10 protein-coding genes are annotated in these 20,514 nt (G+C 68.1%); 8 read left to right on the top strand and 2 right to left on the bottom strand.

Going from position 1 to position 20,514, the window contains the following annotated elements:
* Positions 1 to 22: 22 nt before the first annotated feature.
* The 8 genes from R9J51_RS08185 to R9J51_RS08150 all read left to right on the top strand — a co-directional run bounded on the left by R9J51_RS08185 (position 23) and on the right by R9J51_RS08150 (position 18,135).
* Positions 23 to 1,135 carry an efflux RND transporter periplasmic adaptor subunit gene (locus R9J51_RS08185; protein ID WP_179506377.1) on the top strand — a complete coding sequence of 371 codons (1,113 nt, stop codon included), beginning with the start codon at positions 23 to 25 and terminating at the stop codon, positions 1,133 to 1,135.
* Between the two features lie 13 nt (positions 1,136 to 1,148).
* Positions 1,149 to 4,265 carry a CusA/CzcA family heavy metal efflux RND transporter gene (locus R9J51_RS08180; RefSeq protein WP_179506376.1) on the top strand — a complete coding sequence of 1,039 codons (3,117 nt, stop codon included), beginning with the start codon at positions 1,149 to 1,151 and terminating at the stop codon, positions 4,263 to 4,265.
* Positions 4,258 to 4,557 carry a DUF3240 family protein gene (locus R9J51_RS08175; RefSeq protein ID WP_179506375.1) on the top strand — a complete coding sequence of 100 codons (300 nt, stop codon included), beginning with the start codon at positions 4,258 to 4,260 and terminating at the stop codon, positions 4,555 to 4,557. The genes R9J51_RS08180 and R9J51_RS08175 overlap by 8 nt, the downstream gene beginning before the upstream one ends.
* Positions 4,557 to 5,825, top strand: coding sequence for a TolC family protein (locus R9J51_RS08170; RefSeq protein ID WP_179506374.1), 1,269 nt, complete (start codon positions 4,557 to 4,559; stop codon positions 5,823 to 5,825). Before R9J51_RS08175 ends, R9J51_RS08170 begins: the two co-directional genes overlap by 1 nt.
* Positions 5,826 to 5,952: 127 nt before the next feature.
* Positions 5,953 to 6,351 carry a hypothetical protein gene (locus R9J51_RS08165; protein ID WP_179506373.1) on the top strand — a complete coding sequence of 133 codons (399 nt, stop codon included), beginning with the start codon at positions 5,953 to 5,955 and terminating at the stop codon, positions 6,349 to 6,351.
* 295 nt (positions 6,352 to 6,646) lie between these two features.
* On the top strand, positions 6,647 to 14,431 hold the full coding sequence (locus tag R9J51_RS08160; RefSeq protein ID WP_179506372.1) for an autotransporter-associated beta strand repeat-containing protein: 7,785 nt from the start codon (positions 6,647 to 6,649) through the stop codon (positions 14,429 to 14,431).
* A gap of 234 nt (positions 14,432 to 14,665) precedes the next feature.
* Positions 14,666 to 17,071 carry a TonB-dependent receptor gene (locus R9J51_RS08155; protein WP_179506371.1) on the top strand — a complete coding sequence of 802 codons (2,406 nt, stop codon included), beginning with the start codon at positions 14,666 to 14,668 and terminating at the stop codon, positions 17,069 to 17,071.
* The gene (locus R9J51_RS08150; RefSeq protein ID WP_179506370.1) at positions 17,071 to 18,135 is read left to right on the top strand and encodes a tyrosine-protein phosphatase; all 1,065 of its coding nucleotides are present in this window, start codon (positions 17,071 to 17,073) and stop codon (positions 18,133 to 18,135) included. Before R9J51_RS08155 ends, R9J51_RS08150 begins: the two co-directional genes overlap by 1 nt.
* Here R9J51_RS08150 and R9J51_RS08145 read toward each other — a convergent pair.
* Positions 18,123 to 19,412 (bottom strand): APC family permease, encoded by a 1,290-nt coding sequence (locus R9J51_RS08145; protein WP_248290227.1) that lies wholly within the window; start codon positions 19,410 to 19,412, stop codon positions 18,123 to 18,125. The two genes, R9J51_RS08150 and R9J51_RS08145, sit on opposite strands and share 13 nt — an antisense overlap.
* Before the next feature lie 37 nt (positions 19,413 to 19,449).
* Entirely contained in the window at positions 19,450 to 20,481 is a 1,032-nt protein-coding gene (locus R9J51_RS08140; protein WP_179506368.1) for a histone deacetylase family protein, read from the bottom strand.
* Positions 20,482 to 20,514 lie beyond the last annotated feature (33 nt).

Genomic DNA, 20,514 nt, shown 5'->3' with positions numbered 1-20,514 from the left:
GCCGGCGCGATAACCGGGCGCGATGAACAGGGCAATTCACAGGGCGATTCTGGGCGGCGCGGCCGCATTGGCATTGGTGGCGGCAGGCGGCTGGTGGTTCACGCGCGCCCCGGCCGAGCAAGCCGTGCCCGCCCCGGCAGCGCCGCTTGCCGCCAATGGCCTGCTTGCGGTCGATCCGGCCAAGGCCGCGGCGCTGGGCATCGCCACGGCCCCGGCCCGCCCGGCCGGCGAAGTGCCCATGGCCGAACTGCCCGCGATGATCGCCCCACCCGCCAATGCCCGCGTGGCGGTGGCCGCCACTCTGCCCGGCACCGTGTTGCGCACCCTGGTGGTGGAAGGCGATGCGGTAAAGCGCGGCCAGGCCCTGGCCGTGGTATCCAGCCGCGAGGTCATGACCCTTTCGGCAGACCTGGCGCGAGCCCATGCCCGTGCCGGCGTGACGCAATCGAGCGCGGCGCGACTGGCGCAATTGAGCCGCGAAGGCATCGTGGCGGGCGCCCGCGCCGACGAAGCGCGGGCCCTGGCCGCCGAGGCCGGTGCCGACGTGGGCGAAAAGGCCCGCATCCTGGCGCTGGTCGGCGCGCGAGGCGGCAGCGGCACGTACACGCTGACGGCCCCGATCGCCGGCCGCGTGACCAAGGCCGATATCCAGGCCGGCATGCCGGTGGATGGCACCACGGCGCCTTTCGTGATCGACGCGGCCGGGCGCTATGAAGCCACCGCGCAAGTGCCCGAGCGGCTGATCGGCCAGGTTCGCGTGGGCCAGACCGTGCGCCTGGGATCGGTTGCGGGAACCGTTACGGCAGTGGGCGGGGCGATCGATCCTGCCACCCGTTCGGCCACGCTCAAGGCACAATTGCCGGCCGATCCCGGCATCGTGGCCGGGCGCGTGGGCGCGCTCACGGTGTGGGGCCCGGCAGCGGGTGGCGCGGTGGCGGTGCCGGAAGACGCACTGACCACGATCGGCGCGGATGACGTGGTCTTCGTCGCCACGCCCCGCGGCTACCAGCGCCGCACCGTGCATCGGCTGGGCGCGGCCGATGGCCAGGTCATCCTGAAGGACGGCGTGCGCGCAGGCGAAGCCGTGGTCGTTGCCGGCACCAGCGCTCTGAAAGCGCTGGCCGAAGCGAACTGAAAGGCGCCGGCCCATGCTGCGCAAGCTCGTCGCGCTCTCGCTGTCGTATCGCCTGCTCGTGCTGGGGCTGGCCCTGGCGGTGGCCGCGCTCGGCACCTGGGCATTCCTCGGCCTGCCGGTCGATGCCTATCCCAATATCGCGCAGACCCAGGTGAAGATCATTCTCAAGGCGCCGGGGATGACGCCCGAGGAAGTGGAAAGCCGGGTGATCACCCCGATCGAAACCGAAATGCTGGGCATTCCGGGCCAAGCTGTGCTGCGCTCCACCGCCAAGTATGCGATTGCCGACGTGACGATCGATTTCGTCGATGGGACCGACATCTATTGGGCGCGCAACCAGGTGGCAGAGCGGCTTTCAGGCGTGCTGGCCGACCTGCCCTCTTCGGTCAGCGGGGGGATGGCGCCGATTTCCACGCCGCTGTCCGACGTACTGATGTTCACGATCGACGGGCCACTTTCGCTTCAGCAAAAGCGCGAGCTGCTCGACTGGACGATCCGCCCCGCCCTGCGCACCGTGCCGGGCGTGGCCGATGTCAACGCGCTGGGCGGCTATGTCCGCACATTCGAAGTGCGCCCCGATCCCACCGCGCTGGCCGCCGCGCACCTTTCGATCGCGCAGATCAAGGCCGCGATCGAAAGCGGCAACCGCAACGATGGCGCCGGCCGCCTGGTGACGGGCGAGGAAGCGCTGATCGTGCGCACCGTCGGCGCGATCCAGACCGAGGCAGACCTGGCTGCACTGGTCATCGCCAATCCCGAAGGCCGCGTGCTGCGACTGGGCGACGTGGCCAGCGTGGGCACCGGCAGCCTCACCCGCTATGGCGCGGTGACGCGCGGCGGCAAGGGCGAGGCGGTCGAAGGCCTGGTCATCGCCCTGCGCGGGGCTGATGCGCAAAAGGTGGTGGCCGGCGTGAAGACGCGGCTCACCGATTTGCAAGCCAGCCTGCCCGCCGGCACCACCATCCACACGTTCTACGATCGATCGGACCTGGTCAGCCGCGCGGTGTTCACCGTGGAGGAGGCGCTGATCGAGGCAACGATCCTGGTCATCGTGTTGCTGGTGCTGTTCCTGGGCGATTGGCGCGCGGCGGCGATCGTGGCGGTCACGCTGCCGATGGCGGCGCTGATCACGTTCCTCTTGATGCACCTGTTCGGCCTATCGGCCAACCTGATGAGCCTGGGGGGCCTGGCCATTGCCATCGGCATGCTGGTCGATGGCGCAGTGGTGGTGGTGGAAAACGTGGTGGAGCGGCTGGGCGAAGCGCGCGAGGATGGACTGCCGCGCCTCAACCAGGTGTTCCGCGCCACGGCCGACGTGATCGTGCCGGTTTCGGCCGGCATCCTGATCATTGCCCTGGTGTTCCTGCCGCTGCTCTCGCTTCAGGGGCTGGAAGGCAAGCTGTTCGCGCCCGTCGCGCTCACCATCGTCTTCGCACTGGCCGGTTCCTTGCTGCTGGCACTCACGCTGGTGCCGGTGATGGCGTCGTTCGGCCTCCGCCAAGGTCACCATGGCGATCCCTGGATCATGCGCTGGCTGACCCCGCGTTATCGCCGCCTGCTCGACGGCGCCTTTGCCCGCAAGGGCCTGGTCTATGGCCTTTCGGCCGGTGGCCTGGCGCTCGCCGTGCTGGCCTATGGTGCCGTCGGCAAGACCTTCATGCCCACGATGGACGAAGGCTCGGTCATCGTGCAGCTGACCAAGCTGCCCACGATCAACCTGGCGCAATCGACCCAGGTGGACATGGCGGTGCAGCGCGCGCTCAAATCCGTGCCCGAAGTGGCCGATGTGATCGCGCGCACCGGCACCGACGAGATCGGCCTCGACCCCATGGGCCTCAATGAAACCGACAGCTTCGTGGTGTTGAAACCGCAATCGGAATGGCGCGGCAACAAGGATTTCGTGGTGGACCAGTTGCGCCGCGCCACCGATGGCCTGCCCGGCGTGGAAACCACCTTCACCCAGCCGATCGAAATGCGCGTGTCGGAAATGCTCACCGGCGCACGCGGCGACCTGGCGGTGAAGATCTTCGGGCCCGACACGCGCGTCCTGGCAGACCTCGCCACGCGCATCCAGGCCACGCTCAAGGGCGTGCGCGGCGCCAGCGAAGTGCTGACCGTCGCCAACGACAATGTCGATTACCTGCAATTGAATGTCGATCGCGTGGCCGCCGGGCGGTTGGGCATGCCGGTGGACCAGTTGGAGGACACCCTGCGCGCGGCGGTGGAAGGCATGCCGGCCGGCATCGTCGCCCAGGGCCAGCGCCGGGTGCCGATCGTGATCCGGGGTGAAGACGCCCTGCGCAGCGACCCCACCCGCTTTGCCGACATGCAGATGCTTACCCCGTCGGGCGCAGTGGCCCGCGTGGCCGATATGGCACAGGTTTCGCGCACGGCCGGGCCGGTGAAACTCGATCACGAAAACGCCTCGCGCTTTGCCCTGGTGCAGGCCTTCGTCTCGGGGCGGGACCTGGTGGGCTATGTCGACGATGCACGGGCCCAGGTGGCGCAGCGCGTACCGCTGCCCGCGGGCTATCGCATCGAATGGGGCGGCCAGTTCGAAAACCAGCAGCGCGCCGCCGCGCGGCTCATGCTGGTCATCCCGATGGCGCTGCTGCTGATCTTTGGCGTGCTGCTCGCCACGCTGCGCTCGCTGCGGGCGTCGGCGCTGATCCTGGCCAACATTCCCTTTGCCATGGTCGGCGGCATCGTTTCGCTGTGGGTGTCGGGGGAATATCTCTCGGTGCCGGCCTCGGTCGGGTTCATCGCGCTGCTCGGCATTGCCGTGCTCAACGGGCTGGTGCTGGTCGCCTATTTCCGCCAGCTGCGCGAGGAAGGTCTACCCATGGCCGAGGTGGTGCGGCTGGGCGCGCAGCGCCGCCTGCGCCCGGTGCTGATGACGGCCAGCATCACCGCGTTCGGCCTTGTGCCGCTGCTGTTTGCCAGTGGGCCGGGCTCGGAAATCCAGCGCCCGCTGGCCATCGTGGTGATCGGCGGCCTCGTCACCTCCACGCTGCTCACGCTGGTGCTGCTGCCGATCCTCTTCGCCCGCTTCGGGGAAAGCGCGGCCGAGCGTGCCGAAACCGGACGATCAAGCCAGACCGACATGCCGGCGGAGGCGCACCATGGCTGACCTGCTGTTCACGTTCCATTGCGCGCGTGGCGACGCAGAAAGCCTGGCCCTGGCCCTGCGCGGCGTGGCCGATGCCCCGGTGCATTGGCAGGACGAAGTCGTGCTGGGCCACGATTATGCCGACGCCGGCACGGGCGAACAGGTCGAAGGCCTGCTGCGCCGCACCGCGCTCACCCTGATCGTGCCCGAAAGCCGCGCCACCGCGCTGGTCGATACTGCCCGCGATGCGCGCTGCCGTGCCCCGGTGCGCTGGCACGCGGTTCCCGTTCACTCCCAGGGCAGGATCGCCTGATGCGCCGCTTGGCCTCTCTCTTCCTCGTGCCGGCCTTGCTGTCCACGACAGCCCTGGCCGCGCCGGTGGCCGAAACCCCGCCGCCCAACCTGCCGCCCGAAGCCACGGTGGTGGCCGCGCTGGACAATCACCCCACCGTCGCGGCCGCCGGCGCGCGCGTTGCGGCGGCACGCTCGGCCGCCACCGCGCTGGCCAGGGGCAGCCACGAAGTGCTGATCTCGGGCACGATCCAGGCGCGCGACGTCACCAACGAGCGCCGCTACCAGGAATTCGATCCCCAGGTGCTGCGCCCCATCCGCCTGCCGGGGAAGGCCTCGCTTGATCGCGAGGCTGGCGCCCTGGGGGTGGACGTGGCGCACAACCGCATGGAAGACAGCCGCCACCAGGCCGCCCTGCTGCTTTCGCAACTGTGGTTCGACTGGCTCACCGCAGGTGAGCTCTATCGCGTGGACCAGGCCAACGTGGCCGTGCTGGACGAGGCGCTGGCCGCCATCACGCGGCGCCAGCAATTGCGCGATGCCGCCACGCTCGATGTGGACCAGGCCCGCGCCGCGCGCGACCAGGCCCAGGGCACCGCAGCGATGAGCGCGGCCGACATGGCCCAGGCCCGTGCGCTGCTCGCCGCCAATTTTCCCGATCTGCCCCTGCCCGATTCGCCGCCGGCGCTGGGCGACGTGCCCACCCCGGCCAACGATCTGGCCACCCTGCGCGACCTGGTCATCGCCCGCAGCCACGAGATCGGCGCGGCCGACCGCGAGGCGGCGCGGCTGGGCACCCTCGCCCGCCGCGCCGAACGCGACCGCACCGCCGATCCCAGCGTGGGCTTCCGCGCGTTCAGCGAGCGCAGCGGGATGGAGCGCGGCGGCGGGCTGGTGCTGCAGATTCCGCTGGGCGGCGGTTATCGCAAGGCCCTGGCCGAGGAAGCCGGCGCCCAGGCCAGCGCCGGGCTGCTCGATCTGGCCAACGTGCGGCGCGAGGTGGAGGCAATGGCCGATGGCGATCTGGTCAACGCGCGCGGCCGCCGCGCCGCCTGGGAAGGGATCGCCGCTTCGGCCCGTTCCACCGCGCAAGCCGCCACGCGCACCGCGCGCGGCCAGCAACTGGGCGCGATCGACCTGGCCGATGCCCTGCTCGCCCGCCGCCAGGCGCACGAAGCCGCCCGCCTCGAAGTGGCCGCGCGCAGCGAGGCGATCCGCAGCCTGATCAAGCTGGAAATCGATTCCCACGTCATCTGGGCAGACGAGGACACCGACGAGCATCCCTCGTGAACCTTTGCCGCATGCGCTGTCCCGCAACGGAGCAGCGCTTTTGCAGTATGGTTAGCGAATTTGACTCGCGTGCCGCCACCGGCTTGGAAGGGCAAGTCCGATCGCCCCCGCATATTGGAAGCCGCTGATGAACACCCTGCCCCAGTTTCCCCTGCCCCGGCTCGCTTTCGCCGCCCTCGTGCTGGGCGCGGTTCCCGCCCATGCCGCCGGCACCTTGCCGCCAGCCGCCCTTCCTGCGGTGGAACTGGCAACCCCGCCGGCCGGCGTGGTCCTGGCGCCGCCCCGGCTGGTCCGGCATGGCGATCACCTGGCGGTGGTGACGATGGTGCGCCAGAACGTCCAGACCGCCAAGGTGCAGCAGGGCCAGCTTATCGCCCGCTATCGCGCCAGCGGCGCCAGCGCCGAAACCGTGGCCCAGGCGCGCTGCGACGCGCACCGCTGGCAGGAAGCCTGCACCGTGGCGCTCACCGGCCTGGGCGGCGCCAGCCCGGACCGGATCACCGTGGCGTTCCAGCCCCGCGGCTGAGGTGCCGCCGGCGCGGCGCGCGCCCTGCATCATTTCTGACGACGTCCTGCAGCGCGGTCCGGTCTTCCGGGCCGCGCTACGCATTTGCGGCTAGTTCCGCTCCCAGCCTTTCTCAAGACGGTTAATTCTAGACAGCTGCCCAGCGACGCACGGCCCCTTCGCACGTCGGGCATGTGTAATATTCCGAATTAAATCCGTCCGTTTTTGTATCCGTCACGGCCAACCCACTTCGTCCAGCATGGTAAAGAATCATGCCTGACAGCGGCCTCATGCGGATCCCTTGGGAGCAGACCACATGAAAATCGCTTCGCTGCTGCGGCTATCCTCGTCGACTCTGGCCGCCAGCCTCGCGCTGGCTTCGGGCGCGCAGGCCGCGCCTTCCAACACCGTCACGGTTGTCGATGGGTCCGACGCGGCGGGCGTGATCGTGGCATCGGGCGCCAGCCAGACCGCCGGCAGTGCCGACGGCACCACCATCTACACCAATTTCTTCACCGAAGGCGGCGCGGGCAGCGGCGGCGGCGGTGGCCTGGGCGGCGTGTTCTTCGTGGACCAGGGCGGCACGCTCACGCTTAACAACGTGCAGTTCAAGAGCAACACCGCCAAGGGCGGCGAAGGCGGCGGCATCGCCGTGGCGCAGATCGCACCGGTCGTGGTGCCGCTGGCCAATCTCACGGTGGAAGCGCAGGAAACCTCGATCCAGCAAGCCACGCCCACGGTCACCAAGGTGGGCGGCACCTATTACATCACCGGCGTCACCATGTCGTCGGCCAACGGCATGCTGGGCGCGGGCGCCACGGTGCAGATCAAGGGCACCGAAAGCACCGGCACGATCGCAGCGGTCAATGGCGCGGCGGTAACCTTTGCCGGCCAGGGCATAGCGGTCGACGCGTCGCATGTCGCGGCCGTGAGCGGCGGCACCGTCAGCTTCAGCGGCGCTGCCACCAGCAGCAACGTGGTGGACGTGAGCAGCAGCCATTTCACCCCCAGCCAGCTCGGCATCGGCATGGCGGTGGTGGGCGATGGCATTCCCGCCGGCACCACCATTACCGCCGTCACCTATGGCACCAACAACGCCGTCACCAGCGTCACGCTGTCCAACGCCATCGTGCGGGCCGATCCCGGCCAGGCCAGCCAGGCAGCCAGCTTTGACGTGATCGGCGCCGGCGAATACCAGGCCTCGCGCTTCAAGAGCGTGACGGCCAACAGCATCCAGGCCACGGGCGTGAAACTGGCCGGGTTGCAGGCGGGCATGCAAGTCACTGCCGCGCGGTTCGACGGCAGCACCTTTACCACCTCGATCCAGTCCATCGCCAGCGACGGCACGATCACCTTTGCCGATCCGGTGGATGGCATGTCGGGCTTTTCGGCCAGCACCGCAGGCGGCACCGCCGGATCGAACGTGATCCGCCTGTCGGGCGCCAATGCCACGCTGGCCGTGGGCATGACCGTGACCGGCACCGGCATTCCCGATGGCACCGTGGTGCTGGCGGTGGATGGCGGGGTCATCACCCTGTCCAACCCGCTCAGCCAGGCGTCGGTCGATGCCATTGCCGATGGCAGCTTGTTCCTCTCGTTCGGCAAAGTCATTTCCAGCGGCAATTCCACGCTCACCCTGGCCTCGACCGCCGGGCTCAAGGTGGGGATGCTGATGACCGGCGATGGCGTGCCGGAAAATGCAGTGATCACCGCGATCAACCCGGTCACCGGCGTCGTGTCGTACCGGATCGATTCCTCGGCCAGCTCGCTCAACACCGGCGGCGCGATGAACGGGCTGGTGGCCGCAGGCAGCGGCAGCACCGGCGGCAATGGCCAGGGCGGCAGCATGTACAACACCATCTTCCACGATGGTGAAGGCGTTTCGGGCACCAATGGCTATGACGCGGGTGCCACGCCGACCGGGGGCAGCGGCGGCAAGGGCGGCATGGGCGGCAACGGCACGCGCGGCCTGCCCTACAACATGGACCTGATGCTCTCGTTCGCCAGCCAGGTGATCGACATCAACGCCGATTTCGTCGAAGCGGCGGCCGAAGGCGCGCCTGATCCGCTGCCCAAGCCCACGGTGGCGGCGGCCAAGATCGCCAACACCGTGCAAAAGATCGTCAACGTCATCCAGACCGGGGTGGACCTGGTCAACTGGCAGGTGGAACTGGGCCTGGGCCTGGTGGCCCACGGCGGCGATGGCGGCTCGGGCGGCGCGGGCGGCGATGGGGATACCTTCTTCGGCGGCGGCCAGGGCGGCGCGGGCGGCAGCGGCGGCGATGGCGCCACGGTGCGCACCGATGGCGGCGCCGGCGGCGATGGCGGCGATGGCGGCGCGGGCGGCTTTGGCGCGGGCGGCGGTTCTGGCGGTGCCGGCGGCGCGGGCGGCTGGGGCGGCAATTCGGCCGATGGCGGCGATGGCGCGGGCGGCACGGCCGGCTTTGGCGGCGGCGTGGGCTCTGCGGGCGATGGCACCGGCGGCGGTGGCGGTTCGGGCTATGGCGGGGCGATCTTCGTGCGCACCGGTGGCAGCCTCAACATCACCGGCAATGCCCTGTTCGAAAACAATGCGGTGCTGGCCGGCTCTTCCAACAACGGCGGCGAAGCCGGGCAATCGGCCGGGTCCGATCTGTTCATGATGAAAGGCAGCATGGTTACGCTGGCGCCGGGCGCCGGCCATACCATCCGCTTTGAAGGCACGATCGCCGATGACAGCGCCGCCTCGATCGGCGGGGCCAGCTATGCGCCGGGCGCGGGGGCAGACATCCACGTCACCGGCGGCGGCCTGGTGCAGTTCCTGGGCGCCAACACCTATACCGGCAACACTTATATCGAAGGCGCCACGCTCCAGGCCGACGATGGCCAGGGCATCAACACCAACAGCCATATCCTGTTCAACGGATCGAGCACGATCGGGGCAGACCTGTCCAACGATACCGCCGGCGTCCTGCTCACCTCGGGCACCATGGTGCGCCGCGTGGGCAGCCTGCCGCACCAGCTTTCGTGGTCGGGCAGCGGTGGCTTTGCCGCCGGGGACGATGGCCTCACGCTCAACTTCGGCGCGCTGACCAGCACCACCGGCCAATCGTTGACGTGGAATGCGGGCGGCTTCGTGCCGGTCGATGCCACGCTGCTGTTCGGTTCGGACTATGGCACCGGCGTCGTCACCCTGGTCAACACGGTCAATCTGGCCGGCCTCAACGGCCGCGTCGCGGTCTATGACAATGCCGACGCCGATAGCGATTCCGCCGTGCTTTCGGGCGTGTGGCGCAATGGCACGCTGGAAGTGAACGACACCGGCTATGCCGGCACGCTGACCATGACGGCGCAGAACAGCCTCGATGGCGTAACCTTGCACAACGGCCTGCTGGAAACCACGCTGGACGGCACGAGCGGGCGCCTGATGAATGCCACCAGCGGCGGGTTCGTGACGATTTCGGGCGGCACGCTCAACCTGCGCGTCGCAGAAAAGCTCACCACCGTAACCGTGGCGCAAGCCGGCACGCTCAATGCCTATGGCACGGTTTCCACCGGCGCCATTGCCAACGACGGCGAGATCACCTTCCACGCGGCAGCGCAGACCGGGACCATCGTCAACACCGGCCTGCTCGCTTTCCTGGGCGGCGCCACCACCGGCACGATCACCAACGCAGGCCTGCTTGGCCTGACCGGGGGCGACAGCACCACCGGCAGCGTGGTCAACAGCGGCTGGATGATTGCCACCGATCACCTCAGCGTCAACGGCAGCTTCACCAATGTCGATGGCGGCCTGTTCCACATGGTGGGCGATATCACCACCTCGGGCCGTTTCACCAACGACGGCGTGATGGTCGTGGTGGGTGACACCGATGGCGATGGCGCCGAACTGGCCGCCGTCCGCCACCTCGTCACCACCGGCTTCCAGGACCCTACCGGCGTGACCCAGCTGGGCGGGATGAGCGGCACCGTGGCCAACACGCTCGATCTCGATCAATCGGGTGACAGCACTTATGCCGGCGTCTTCATCGGCGCAGGCAGCCTGATCAAGCGCGGCGCGGGCTGGCTTACCCTGACGGGCGAAAACAGCTTCACCGGTGGCCTTGCCGTGGCCGCGGGCGGGATCGACACCACCGGCGGCGGCACGCTGGCCGATAGCCTGGCGGTTACGGTGGCAGACGGTGCCGCGCTGCGCCTGGGCACCACCGACAGCTTTGCCGCGCTCGACAATCAGGGCGAAACCACTGTCACCGCCCCCACCACCATCACTTTGGACGATTATGCCAACAGCGGCCAGACCACCGTGGACGGGCGCCTGATCGTCAACCACCTGGCCACCAACACCGGCCTGACCCTGATCGCCACCGATGCCAGCGCGTGGATGCAGGATCTGGTCAATTCCGGCGGCACGGTGCGCAACCTGGGCACCCTGGCCGTGGCCGCCCGCATCGAAAACCAGGCCGAAGCCCTGCTCGATCTTGCCGCAAGCAGCCAGACCACAGCGGCCACGCTCGACAATGCCGGGCTGGTCCAGCTCGATGGCACGCTCGGCGTTTCGGGTGCGATGACCAGCAGTGGTACGGTCCTCGTCAGCGACCAGGCCGGCGCCGTGCTCGGCAGCCTGGAAAACAGCGGCACGCTGCACAGCGATGGCTTGCTCGATGTGGCCGGCCTGCTCGGCAACACCGCCACCGGCACCATGCAACTGACCGCCAGCGCCAGCACTTATGCCGGCACCCTGGGCAATGCCGGCAATTTCAGCAGCGCCGGCATGCTGTTCGTTGACGGGATGACCACCAACGATGCGACCGGAACCATGGCCTTCGCCGCCACCGCGCAGACCGTGCTGAGCGGCCTGGCCAATGCCGGCATCATCACCGCCGAGGCCGATATCCGCGACTATGGCGTCTATACCCAGGATGCCGGCAGCCTCACCACCACGCGCAATCTGTTCGTGGGCACGTTCTCGGGCGCGGGCGGCGCGGTGCACCTGGGGGTCGGCGCCTATTTCGAAGTCAACCAGGAAGCCGATGGCACCTATTCCGGCGTGGTCGATACCGCGCGCCGCGAAGACGGCACCGGGGCGATCTTTGCCAAGTATGGCACCGGCACGCTGACCCTGGCGGGCGGCCCGCAAAGCTTTTCCACCTGGAGCATGGACCTGTGGAACGGCACCGTGGCGGTCGATGGCGATGACACGCTCGACCACGCGCTGCGCGTGTCGATTGACCAGGCCGCCACGCTGCGCCTCGACAATGGCAACCAGACGATCGGCTGGCTTTCGGGCAATGGCACGATCGCGCTTGGCGCCAATACGCTCACCGTGGACCAGGCGGCAGACACCACCTTTGCCGGCGTGATCGGCGGCAGCGGCAACTTTACCAAGACCGGCGATGGCGAACTGTTCCTGACCGGCACCAACACTTTTACCGGCACGCTGGCAGTCGATGGCGGCACGCTCAACACCTTTGGCGGCGGCACGCTAGCCGATAGCGCCACGGTCAACGTGGGCAGCGCGGGCACGTTCGTGATCGGCACCGATGATGCCATCGCCGGGCTGACCAACGCCGGCATGGTCCACGTCGCGGCCCACAGCACGGTGACCACCATCGCCAACAGCGGCCAGGTCAACGTGTGGGATCACCTCACCCTGGGTGACCTGGGTTCGAACGGAGAAGACGGCACGATCGCGGTTGCCCAAGGCGCCACGCTCGATGGCTATGGCCTGCAAAGCTATGGCACGGTCTACAACGATGGCACGCTGGACCTGTCGCTGGGCTTCGGCAACGCCGGCACGGCCACGTTCTCGGCTGGATCGGTCAACCATTTCGGCGCGCTGGGCAACCTGGGCACGATCACCAGCGCCGCCGATATCGTGGTGACGGGGCAGACGGTCATGGCCGGCGGATCGATCACCACCACGGCCAATTATGCCACGGGCACGCTTTCGGGCAGCGGCGGCGCGTTCCACCTGGGCGCGGCCAGCGTGTTGACCATCGACCAGACCGAAGATGCCACCTTTGCCGGCAGCATCGATACCGCGCGCAACCCCGATGGCAGCGGCGCGGCCGTGGTCAAGACCGGCAGCGCCACGCTTACCCTGGCCGGCGGCGCGGGCAGCTTTGCCCCGGCCACCCTGGCGATCATGGATGGTGGCGTCACCGTGGCGGGCGCCGACGTGCTCGACCATGCCCTTCAGGTCTATGTCGCCACGCCGGCACGCCTTTCGCTGACCGGCGGCGACCAGACGATCAACAACCTCACCGGCACGGGCACCCTGGCGCTCAACGGCAATCACCTGATCCTGGCCAATGGCGGCAACTTTGCCGGCACGGTGACGGGCGCGGGCGATGTCGCGCTCGACAGCGGCACGTTCAACCTGGCCAACACCATCACCTCGGCCTCCGGCACGTTCCAGGTGCAGGACGGCAGCACCATGAACGTCTTGTCCAGCGGCACGCTCAATGCCCCGCAAGTGGCCGTGGGCGGCGTGATGAACCTGACCGGCACGGTCAATGCCACCGCCACCACGGTGGACGACGGCGGCACGCTGCACCTGGGCAATGCCAATGGCAGCGCCGGCGGCACGCTCAACACCACCACGCTGGTGGTCGATAACCAGGGCACCCTCACGGGTGTGGGCAGCGTGGGCGGCAGCGCCCAGTTCGGCGGTACCAGCACCGGCACACTGGCACCGGGCAATTCGCCGGGCGTGATCCACTTCACCAATCTGGCGCTGGCAAACCACGCCGTGGCGGTGATGGACGTGGAAGGCGCCGCCGGCGCCGGACTCTCGGCGGCCGATGGCGGCTATGACCAGGTCGTGGTTTCCGGCACGCTGGCAATCGATCATGGCGCCAGCCTGCAAATTGCCAACAGCACCGGCTTCACCCTGGCACTGGGCCAGAAAGTCACGCTGTTCCGCTTTGCCCCCGGCGCCGTGTCCGGCCATTTCGGCACGGTCAGCAGCGCCATGGGCAAGGCCGTGGCGTTCAACCTGGCCACCGGCACGCTGGTCGGCCTGGGCGATTATACCCCGGCCAGCTTCGAAGCCGCCTTGGGCAAGAACGCCAACCAGAAAGCGATGGTCGAACAGTTGCGCGTGGCTTCGGCCGGCGGGGTCAACCAGTATTACGGCGGCCGCCTGATCGAATACGCCGCCACCGCACTGGGCAGCGGCAGCAACGCCGATGCCGCCGTGGCCAGCGTCTTCGCCAAGGCTTCGCCCGAAGCCTATGCCGGCCTGGCCCAGCATCTGCGCGTCTCGCTGCTCGACAACCTGCTCGATCTTTCGGGCTATGACATGGTCGACAAGCCCAGCTTTGCCGTCACCGGCGGGTTCGGCACCGGCCAGGCCAAGGGCCGCGACGGTGCGGGCTACAGCCGCCTGGCCAGCACCGACCACCGCTTCAACCTGGGCGTCGCGGCGCAAGTGCCGTTTGCCCGCGCGCAGTTCGGCTTCACCCACAGCGACGGCCATGTGTCCACCGCGCTCATGCGGGGCGATGCCAAGGGCGATCAGTACAGCTTCGGCGTCTCGGTGCCTGTCACCCACGATGGCGCGCTGCGCCTGACCGCTCGCGCCGCCTTTGCCGACTACACGTTCAAGGGCACGCGCGTGACCAACGCAGGCACGGCCAGCTTCGGCGATGTCCACGGCTCGTCCAGCCTCTATGGCGGCGGCCTGGAATATCGCCGCGTCACCGGCAAGCTCTCGCTCGACCTGACCGGGGAAGTGCTGGCCATGGTCAACAAGGTCGATGGCTTTGCCGAAAGCGGCGCCCCCACGCTCGACAGCCTGGCCGTGGCAGCACAGCGCGACGCGTTCACCGCGCTTTCGGGCGGGATCAAGCTGGGCTATCGCCTGGCCCCGCGGGTCCAGGGCTTTGCCAACGTTTCGGCCGTGCAGGATCTCGACAGCGGCATGCCCGCGGTGCAGGCCCGCGTGGCGGTAGAAGACACGCTCTTCACCGTGCACAACCCTGGTTTTGCCCGCACCCGCGCCAAGCTGGGATTGGGCGGACAGATCGACCTGTCCGACGCGATCAGCTGGACGTTCGAAGGCAATGTGGGCACCGCTTCCAGCTATGGCGGCAAGACCGCGCTGACGATCCGGTTCTGATCGTCCTTAGCCGGAACGCGCGTTTCGGCACTGTCAGGCGGCAGCCCCCGATGCCGTTTCCCGATGGGCCGCCGTGGTTCTCCTGCCACGGCGGCCTTTCGCGTTTGCGGCATGTGCATGTGCGAAAAAATGTGCGCCTTGTTGCAATGCAATGACGGACGCTGAAACAGCGTCACCGGTTTGACTTTCCCCCACCCTAGTGGCCGCGCCAACACCAGTGAGGGAATCTGCTCAATGTCTTGTCAAAACGCGGCGCGCCGTGGCGCGCGCATTTCTGCCCTGCTTCTGGCCGGCGCGGCCATGGCCCTGCCCGTGTTGGCCGCACCCGCTTTCGCAAGTGCCGCAGAACCCGCGCCCGAACCGGTGGCCGATCCCACGCTGACCAACACGCTCGACCAGATCGTGGTCACCGCGCAAAAGCGCAAGACCGACCTGCAGAAGACCCCGATCGCCATTTCGGTGCTCAGCAGCGAAGCGCTGGCCGATCGCCACATCCAGTCGCTGGTCGATCTGCAATCGGGCGGCGTGCCCAGCCTGCGCGTGGCGCCGTTCTATTCGCGCAATTCGGCGCTGATCATGAACATCCGCGGCATCGGCGTGCTGTCAGACAGCAACCAGCCCGCCCGCGACCAGGGCGTGGGCGTCTATGTCGATGGCGTCTATCTCGGCCGCGCCCAGGGCCTGGGCACCGCGCTTTACGACATCGAGAACATCGAAGTGCTCAAGGGTCCGCAGGGCACGCTGTTCGGCCGCAACACCGAAGGCGGCGCGATCAACATCGTGACCAAGAAGCCCAGCGGCGAATTCCACGCCAACGCCCTGGTCGGCGCCGGCAATTATGGCAGCTACAAGGGCGAGATTCACCTCGACCTGCCCAAGTGGGGCAACCTGGCGGCCAAGATCGACGGCGTCGTCTCGCACCGCGACGGCATGGTGAAGAACCCGCTGGCCGGCCAGACCGATTTCAACTTCTACACCAAGCGCGGCCTGCGCGGCGAAGTGCTGTGGACCCCCACGCCCGATTTCAGCGCCGACTATGCCTATGACACGTCGTACGACGCATCGAGCCCGCTTTATGCCCAGACCATCTCGGCTGGCACGTTGAAGCGCCCGTCGGCTTACCCGCTGGAACCCAACAGGGTGGACGTGGCCGCCGTGGGCGTGGTGCAGCAGCCCAGCGTGGGCAAGACCCACGGACACCGCCTGCTGCTGGAATGGCACCTCGATCCCAACCTGCAGGTCAAGTCGATCGCGTCCTACCGCGAACTCACCCAGTCGCAGTATGACAACGGCTCTGCCACCACCAGCGCGATCAGCGCCACGGGCAATTTCACCGGCAGCAGCTTTGCCCGCTATTCGCTGGCGCAGTTCCGCCAGAACCAGGCGAGCGAGGAACTGCAACTGCTGGGCGACTATGCGCGGATCAAGTTCGTGGCCGGCGCGATGTGGTATCAGGAAAAGGTGCAGGACAACGCCCAGGCGTTCTACAGCATGAAGTTCACCGATGCCGCCGGCAGCGCCACCACGGTGATCCCCTATGTGAACTATGACGGCGTGACGATCGACCGCGCCAGCCATGTCACCACCACCAGCGTGGGCGTGTTCGGCCAGGGCACCTACACCCCGGCGGTGATGAACGACAGCCTGCACCTGACCGTCGGCGCGCGCTGGACGCACGACAAGAAGGAAGGCCAGCTCTTCACCGTCAACGGCGCCACGCCTTCGGTCAACGGCGTCACCGCGCCGCGCGTGCTCGATGCCAGCTGGTCGCGCGTCGATCCCATGGTCAACCTGGCACTCGATGCCAGCCAGGACGTGCATGTCTATGGCAAGTGGAGCACGGGCTACAAGTCGGGCGGCGCCAACTCGCGCTCGCTGACCTATGCGCCGTTCAACCCCGAAACCGTCTCGATGTTCGAACTGGGCGCCAAGACCGAATTCTGGGGCAAGCGCGCGCGCTTCAACGTGGCCGCCTACACCGGCAGCTACAAGAACATCCAGTTGGATTTCAGCGCCAACTACCTGCAATACGATGCCCAGGGCAACCTGCTCAACACCACCCGCACCACCACCGAAACCCACAATGCGCCAGGCACCGGCCGCCTCAAGGGGATCGAGGCCGATTTCACGGTCAAGCCGATCCCGCAGCTCACGCTGGGCGCCAGCTATGCCTATACCAGCGTCAAGATCCCCAACACCTCCAACCCCTTCCCCCAGGCGAACGGCGTGATCATCACCACGCCGATTCCGATCACCCAGGTCTACACGCCCAAGCATGCCGCCAGCGGCACGGTGGACGTGGTCCTGCCGGTGGCCGCCTCGGAACTGCGCGTGCACCTCGATGCCAACTATGACAGCGGGTTCTACGCCAACTATGTCGATCCCGGCTTCAACACGACAACAGGCCAAGTCACGCTGGCCCAGCCCAAGGGCGATGCCAGCGTCACCTTCAACGGCCGTGTGAGCCTGGCCGACATTGCGCTCGGCAATTCGGGCACCCAGATGCAGGTCTCGGTCTGGGGCCGCAACCTCTTCAACGAACAGCATATGTTCTACAAGGCGGCGAGCGCGCTGGTGGGCACCTATGGCTTCTTCAACGAAGCGCGCACTTGGGGCGTGGAAGCACAGGTGCGGTTCTGATGCGCAGCCCGCGTTTCCTCGCGCTCGGCCTCGGGCTTGTCCTTGCGGCAAGCCCGGCGCTGGCGCGCGTGCACGATGCCATCGTCAGCCGGGTAGATGGCGGTGCGCTGGTGGTCGATTGGCAGGCCAAGGGGCCGGTCGATGTCTATCTCGCTACGCGGCCCGATGCCCCGCTCAAGGCAGCACGGCTGGTGCGTGCAGGCGTGCGCGGCGGCCATGCCAGGTTCATGGCGCCGGCCAGCCCGCGCCCCTACTTGCGCCTGCGCGATCGCGCCGATGGCACGGTCATGACCGTGGCCGAACGCCTGCTCCCGCTGGCGCAAGGATCGAACTTCCGCGATCTGGGCGGCTATCCCGCCGCCGATGGCAAGACCGTGCGCTGGGGCCTGCTCTATCGCTCGGGCGCCACGCCGCTCTTGTCAGACCGCGACGTGGCTCTGGTGCGCGGGCTTGGCCTCACCAGCATGGTCGATCTGCGTTCCGATGAAGAGCGCCGCCTGGCACCCACGCGCCTGGCTGGCCAGGTGCACCAGGATGCCGTGGCTTATTCGATGATGGCGCTGTTCGCCGGGGCCCAGGGCGGCAAGATGCCCAGCAACGGGGGCGCGCTCTATCGCAACTTCCCCACGTTGCTGGCGCCGCAGGTCAAGCTGGTGTTCGACCGATTGAAAGCGCATGCCGGCCCGATCGAATACAACTGCTCGGCCGGGCAGGATCGCACCGGGTTCATGACTGCGCTGATCCTGTCCGCGCTCGGCACGCCGCGCGATGTCATCCTGCGCGATTATGACCTCTCCACCGCGCTGCGCCGCCCGGAATGGGAAATGCCGAAAATCGATGCGGCCAAGGCCACCGATCCCGTGGCGAAGATGTTCGCCGGATACCAGGCCAATCCGGCCATGGCCCGGCCGCAGCCGTTGCACGATCCCGATGGCCGCCCGTTCCTGGCCAGCGCCCTGGACGAGATAGACAGCCGCTATGGCTCGGTCGAAGCCTATCTGGCGCAAGTGGCGGGCGTTAGCCCCGCCGATATTGCCGCGCTACGCCGCACTTATACCGAATAGGCCAGATCGTCTGCCGGGGGCGGCGCATGGCGCGCTGCCCCCCACCACCAGCCCAGGCCCAGCACCAGCCACCCCGTACCCAGCATGAGCGCCCAGGCGCCCATCCCGGTAAGGATCACCGCAATCACCGCCAGGCCCACCATGGGCGAAGCAACGTGCAAGGCCAGGTTGCGCCGGGCATGGCGGCGGAAATGCACAAACACGCACACGTGCAGCAGGGCAAACCCGGTCAACGCGCCAAAGTTGACCAGCGTGGCCAGGAAATCCAGCGCATCGCGAAAGGCCAGCGCCACCACCAGCGACAGCGCCGTGGTCGCCAGCATTGCCACCCACGGCGTGTTGTGGCGCGGATGCAGCCGGGCAAACACCGCCGGCACCTGCCCGTCGCGGCCCATGGCATAGAGCACGCGCGCCACCCCCACCTGCATCGGCAGGGCATTGGTAAAGCCCACCACCAGCGCGGTGAACCAGGCCAGCCCGGCGCGCGCCCAGCCGCCCAGGATCAGCGCGGCGATATCGTAATGCGCCCCGTCCAGGCTGGTAAAGCGCTGGCCCACCATGGCATTGCCCAGCACCCAGGTGGACAGACCGAAGAACACCGTGGCCAGCGCCAGCACCGCCAGGATCGCCCGGCCCAGCGTGCGGCCGCTGCGATCGGCGGTATCCTCGGCCAGGGTGGAAACCGCATCGAACCCCAGGAAGCTGAGCACGCAGACCGACGTGCCCGCCAGCACCCCGTGCCAGGGCAGCGGATCGGCCCAGACCGGCGCGGGGGAAAAGGCACGGGCCCAGCCCATAAACGCGATCGCGGCCGCCACCATCACGGCCATCACCACGATCTGCGCCACCACGCTCACCGCGTTGAACGCACTGGTCGATTTGATCCCGAACCAGTTGACCGCCGTGGTAAAGCCCAGCAGCGCCACCACCCACACCGCGCGGTCCACCTGCGGCATCAACTGGCCCAGCGCCACGGCCATGATCACATAGACCAGCGAGGGGATCATCAGGTAATCGAGCAGGATCATCCACCCGCCCATGAAACCGGCAAACGGCCCCATCGCCGCGCGGGCAAAGCCATAGAGCGATCCGGCGCTGCGCACCTCGCGCACCATCACGGCATAGCTGGCCGCGGTAAACGCCATGCACAGCCCGCCCAGGATATAGGACAGCGCGATCAGCCCATGGGCCTTGCCCCAGACCACGCCCAGCGTGTTGAGCGGCGCCGTCGGCGCGATCAGCGCCAGCCCATAGCCGACCAGGTGCCAGAACCCCAAGTGCCCATGCAACGCACCGGCCCTATCCCCGCGCGCCTCAACCACGCGCAAACCCTTCCAGCACGTTGGCCACGTTGGTGCCGATGTCCCCCACGGCATAGCCGCCTTCCATCACGAACAGCGTGGGCAGGCCCAAGGCGGCGATCCGCGTGCCGATGCGGGTGAAATCGGGGCTGGCCAGCTTGAAATGGCTGATCGGATCGTCCGCGAAGGTGTCCACGCCCAGCGAGACGACCAGCGCCTGCGCGCCCCACCCGGCCAGCGCGGTGCAGGCGCGGTCCAGCGCCGCCAGCCAGGCCTCGGCCCCGGTGCCCCAGGGCAGCGGCAGGTTCAGGTTGCAACCCAGCCCCTCGCCGCTGCCGGTCTCGTCGGCAAAGCCGGCAAAGAACGGATATTCCACCGCCGGATCGCCATGGATGGAGGCAAAGAACACGTCGGCCCGGTCATAGAAGATCGCCTGCGTGCCATTGCCGTGGTGATAGTCCACGTCGAGCACCGCCACTTTCCCCACCCCTGCATCGCGCATCGCCTGCGCGGCAATGGCGGCGTTGTTGAGATAGCAAAAGCCGCCCATCGCCCGTGCGCCCGCGTGATGGCCCGGTGGCCGGCACAAGGCAAAGGCGGCGCGCTGCCCGCCCAGCACCGCGCTCGCCCCGGTCAGCGCGCAATCGGCACTGGCCTGCACGGCGGCCCAGGTGCCCGCGGTGATCGGCACGGCGGCATCGATGCTGTAGAACCCCAGCTTGCCATCGATATGCGCCGGGGGGCGGTCCTGGCGCAGGTCGCGCGCCGGCCAGGCATAGGGCAGCGCATCGCCGGTTTCGCCCAGCGCGCTCCATTCGTCCCACGCACCGGCAAGGAAATCGAGGTAATCGGGGGCATGAACCCTTTCCAGCGGGCCACGGCCATGCGGCTTGGGCGCCACCACCGGGCCCAGGGCGCGGGCGGTCACGCTGGCCAGGATCTGCTCCACCCGCGCCGGCATTTCAAAGCACGGCACGATCCGCCCACGATAGAATTCGCCCGCCCCATGGTGCAGGCGATGCGCGTCGCTGTGGATCGTCAACATGATGCCCCCGGCTGCAATCCTGTGATCGCAGTA

Source organism: Novosphingobium rhizosphaerae, from assembly GCF_050920675.1.
Classification (GTDB): domain Bacteria; phylum Pseudomonadota; class Alphaproteobacteria; order Sphingomonadales; family Sphingomonadaceae; genus Novosphingobium; species Novosphingobium rhizosphaerae.
The sequence above is the reverse complement of the archived record's forward strand: the minus strand, read 5'-3'. Positions and strand labels throughout refer to the sequence as shown.

Bases quoted from the DNA above. Each gene is read 5' to 3' on its own strand.
- R9J51_RS08140 (WP_179506368.1), bottom strand. From the start codon at position 20,481: ATGTTGACGATCCACAGCGACGCGCATCGCCTGCACCATGGGGCGGGC.
- R9J51_RS08175 (WP_179506375.1), top strand. From the start codon at position 4,258: ATGGCTGACCTGCTGTTCACGTTCCATTGCGCGCGTGGCGACGCAGAA.
- R9J51_RS08165 (WP_179506373.1), top strand. From the start codon at position 5,953: ATGAACACCCTGCCCCAGTTTCCCCTGCCCCGGCTCGCTTTCGCCGCC.
- R9J51_RS08155 (WP_179506371.1), top strand. From the start codon at position 14,666: ATGTCTTGTCAAAACGCGGCGCGCCGTGGCGCGCGCATTTCTGCCCTG.
- R9J51_RS08160 (WP_179506372.1), top strand. From the start codon at position 6,647: ATGAAAATCGCTTCGCTGCTGCGGCTATCCTCGTCGACTCTGGCCGCC.
- R9J51_RS08170 (WP_179506374.1), top strand. From the start codon at position 4,557: ATGCGCCGCTTGGCCTCTCTCTTCCTCGTGCCGGCCTTGCTGTCCACG.
- R9J51_RS08180 (WP_179506376.1), top strand. From the start codon at position 1,149: ATGCTGCGCAAGCTCGTCGCGCTCTCGCTGTCGTATCGCCTGCTCGTG.
- R9J51_RS08185 (WP_179506377.1), top strand. From the start codon at position 23: ATGAACAGGGCAATTCACAGGGCGATTCTGGGCGGCGCGGCCGCATTG.
- R9J51_RS08150 (WP_179506370.1), top strand. From the start codon at position 17,071: ATGCGCAGCCCGCGTTTCCTCGCGCTCGGCCTCGGGCTTGTCCTTGCG.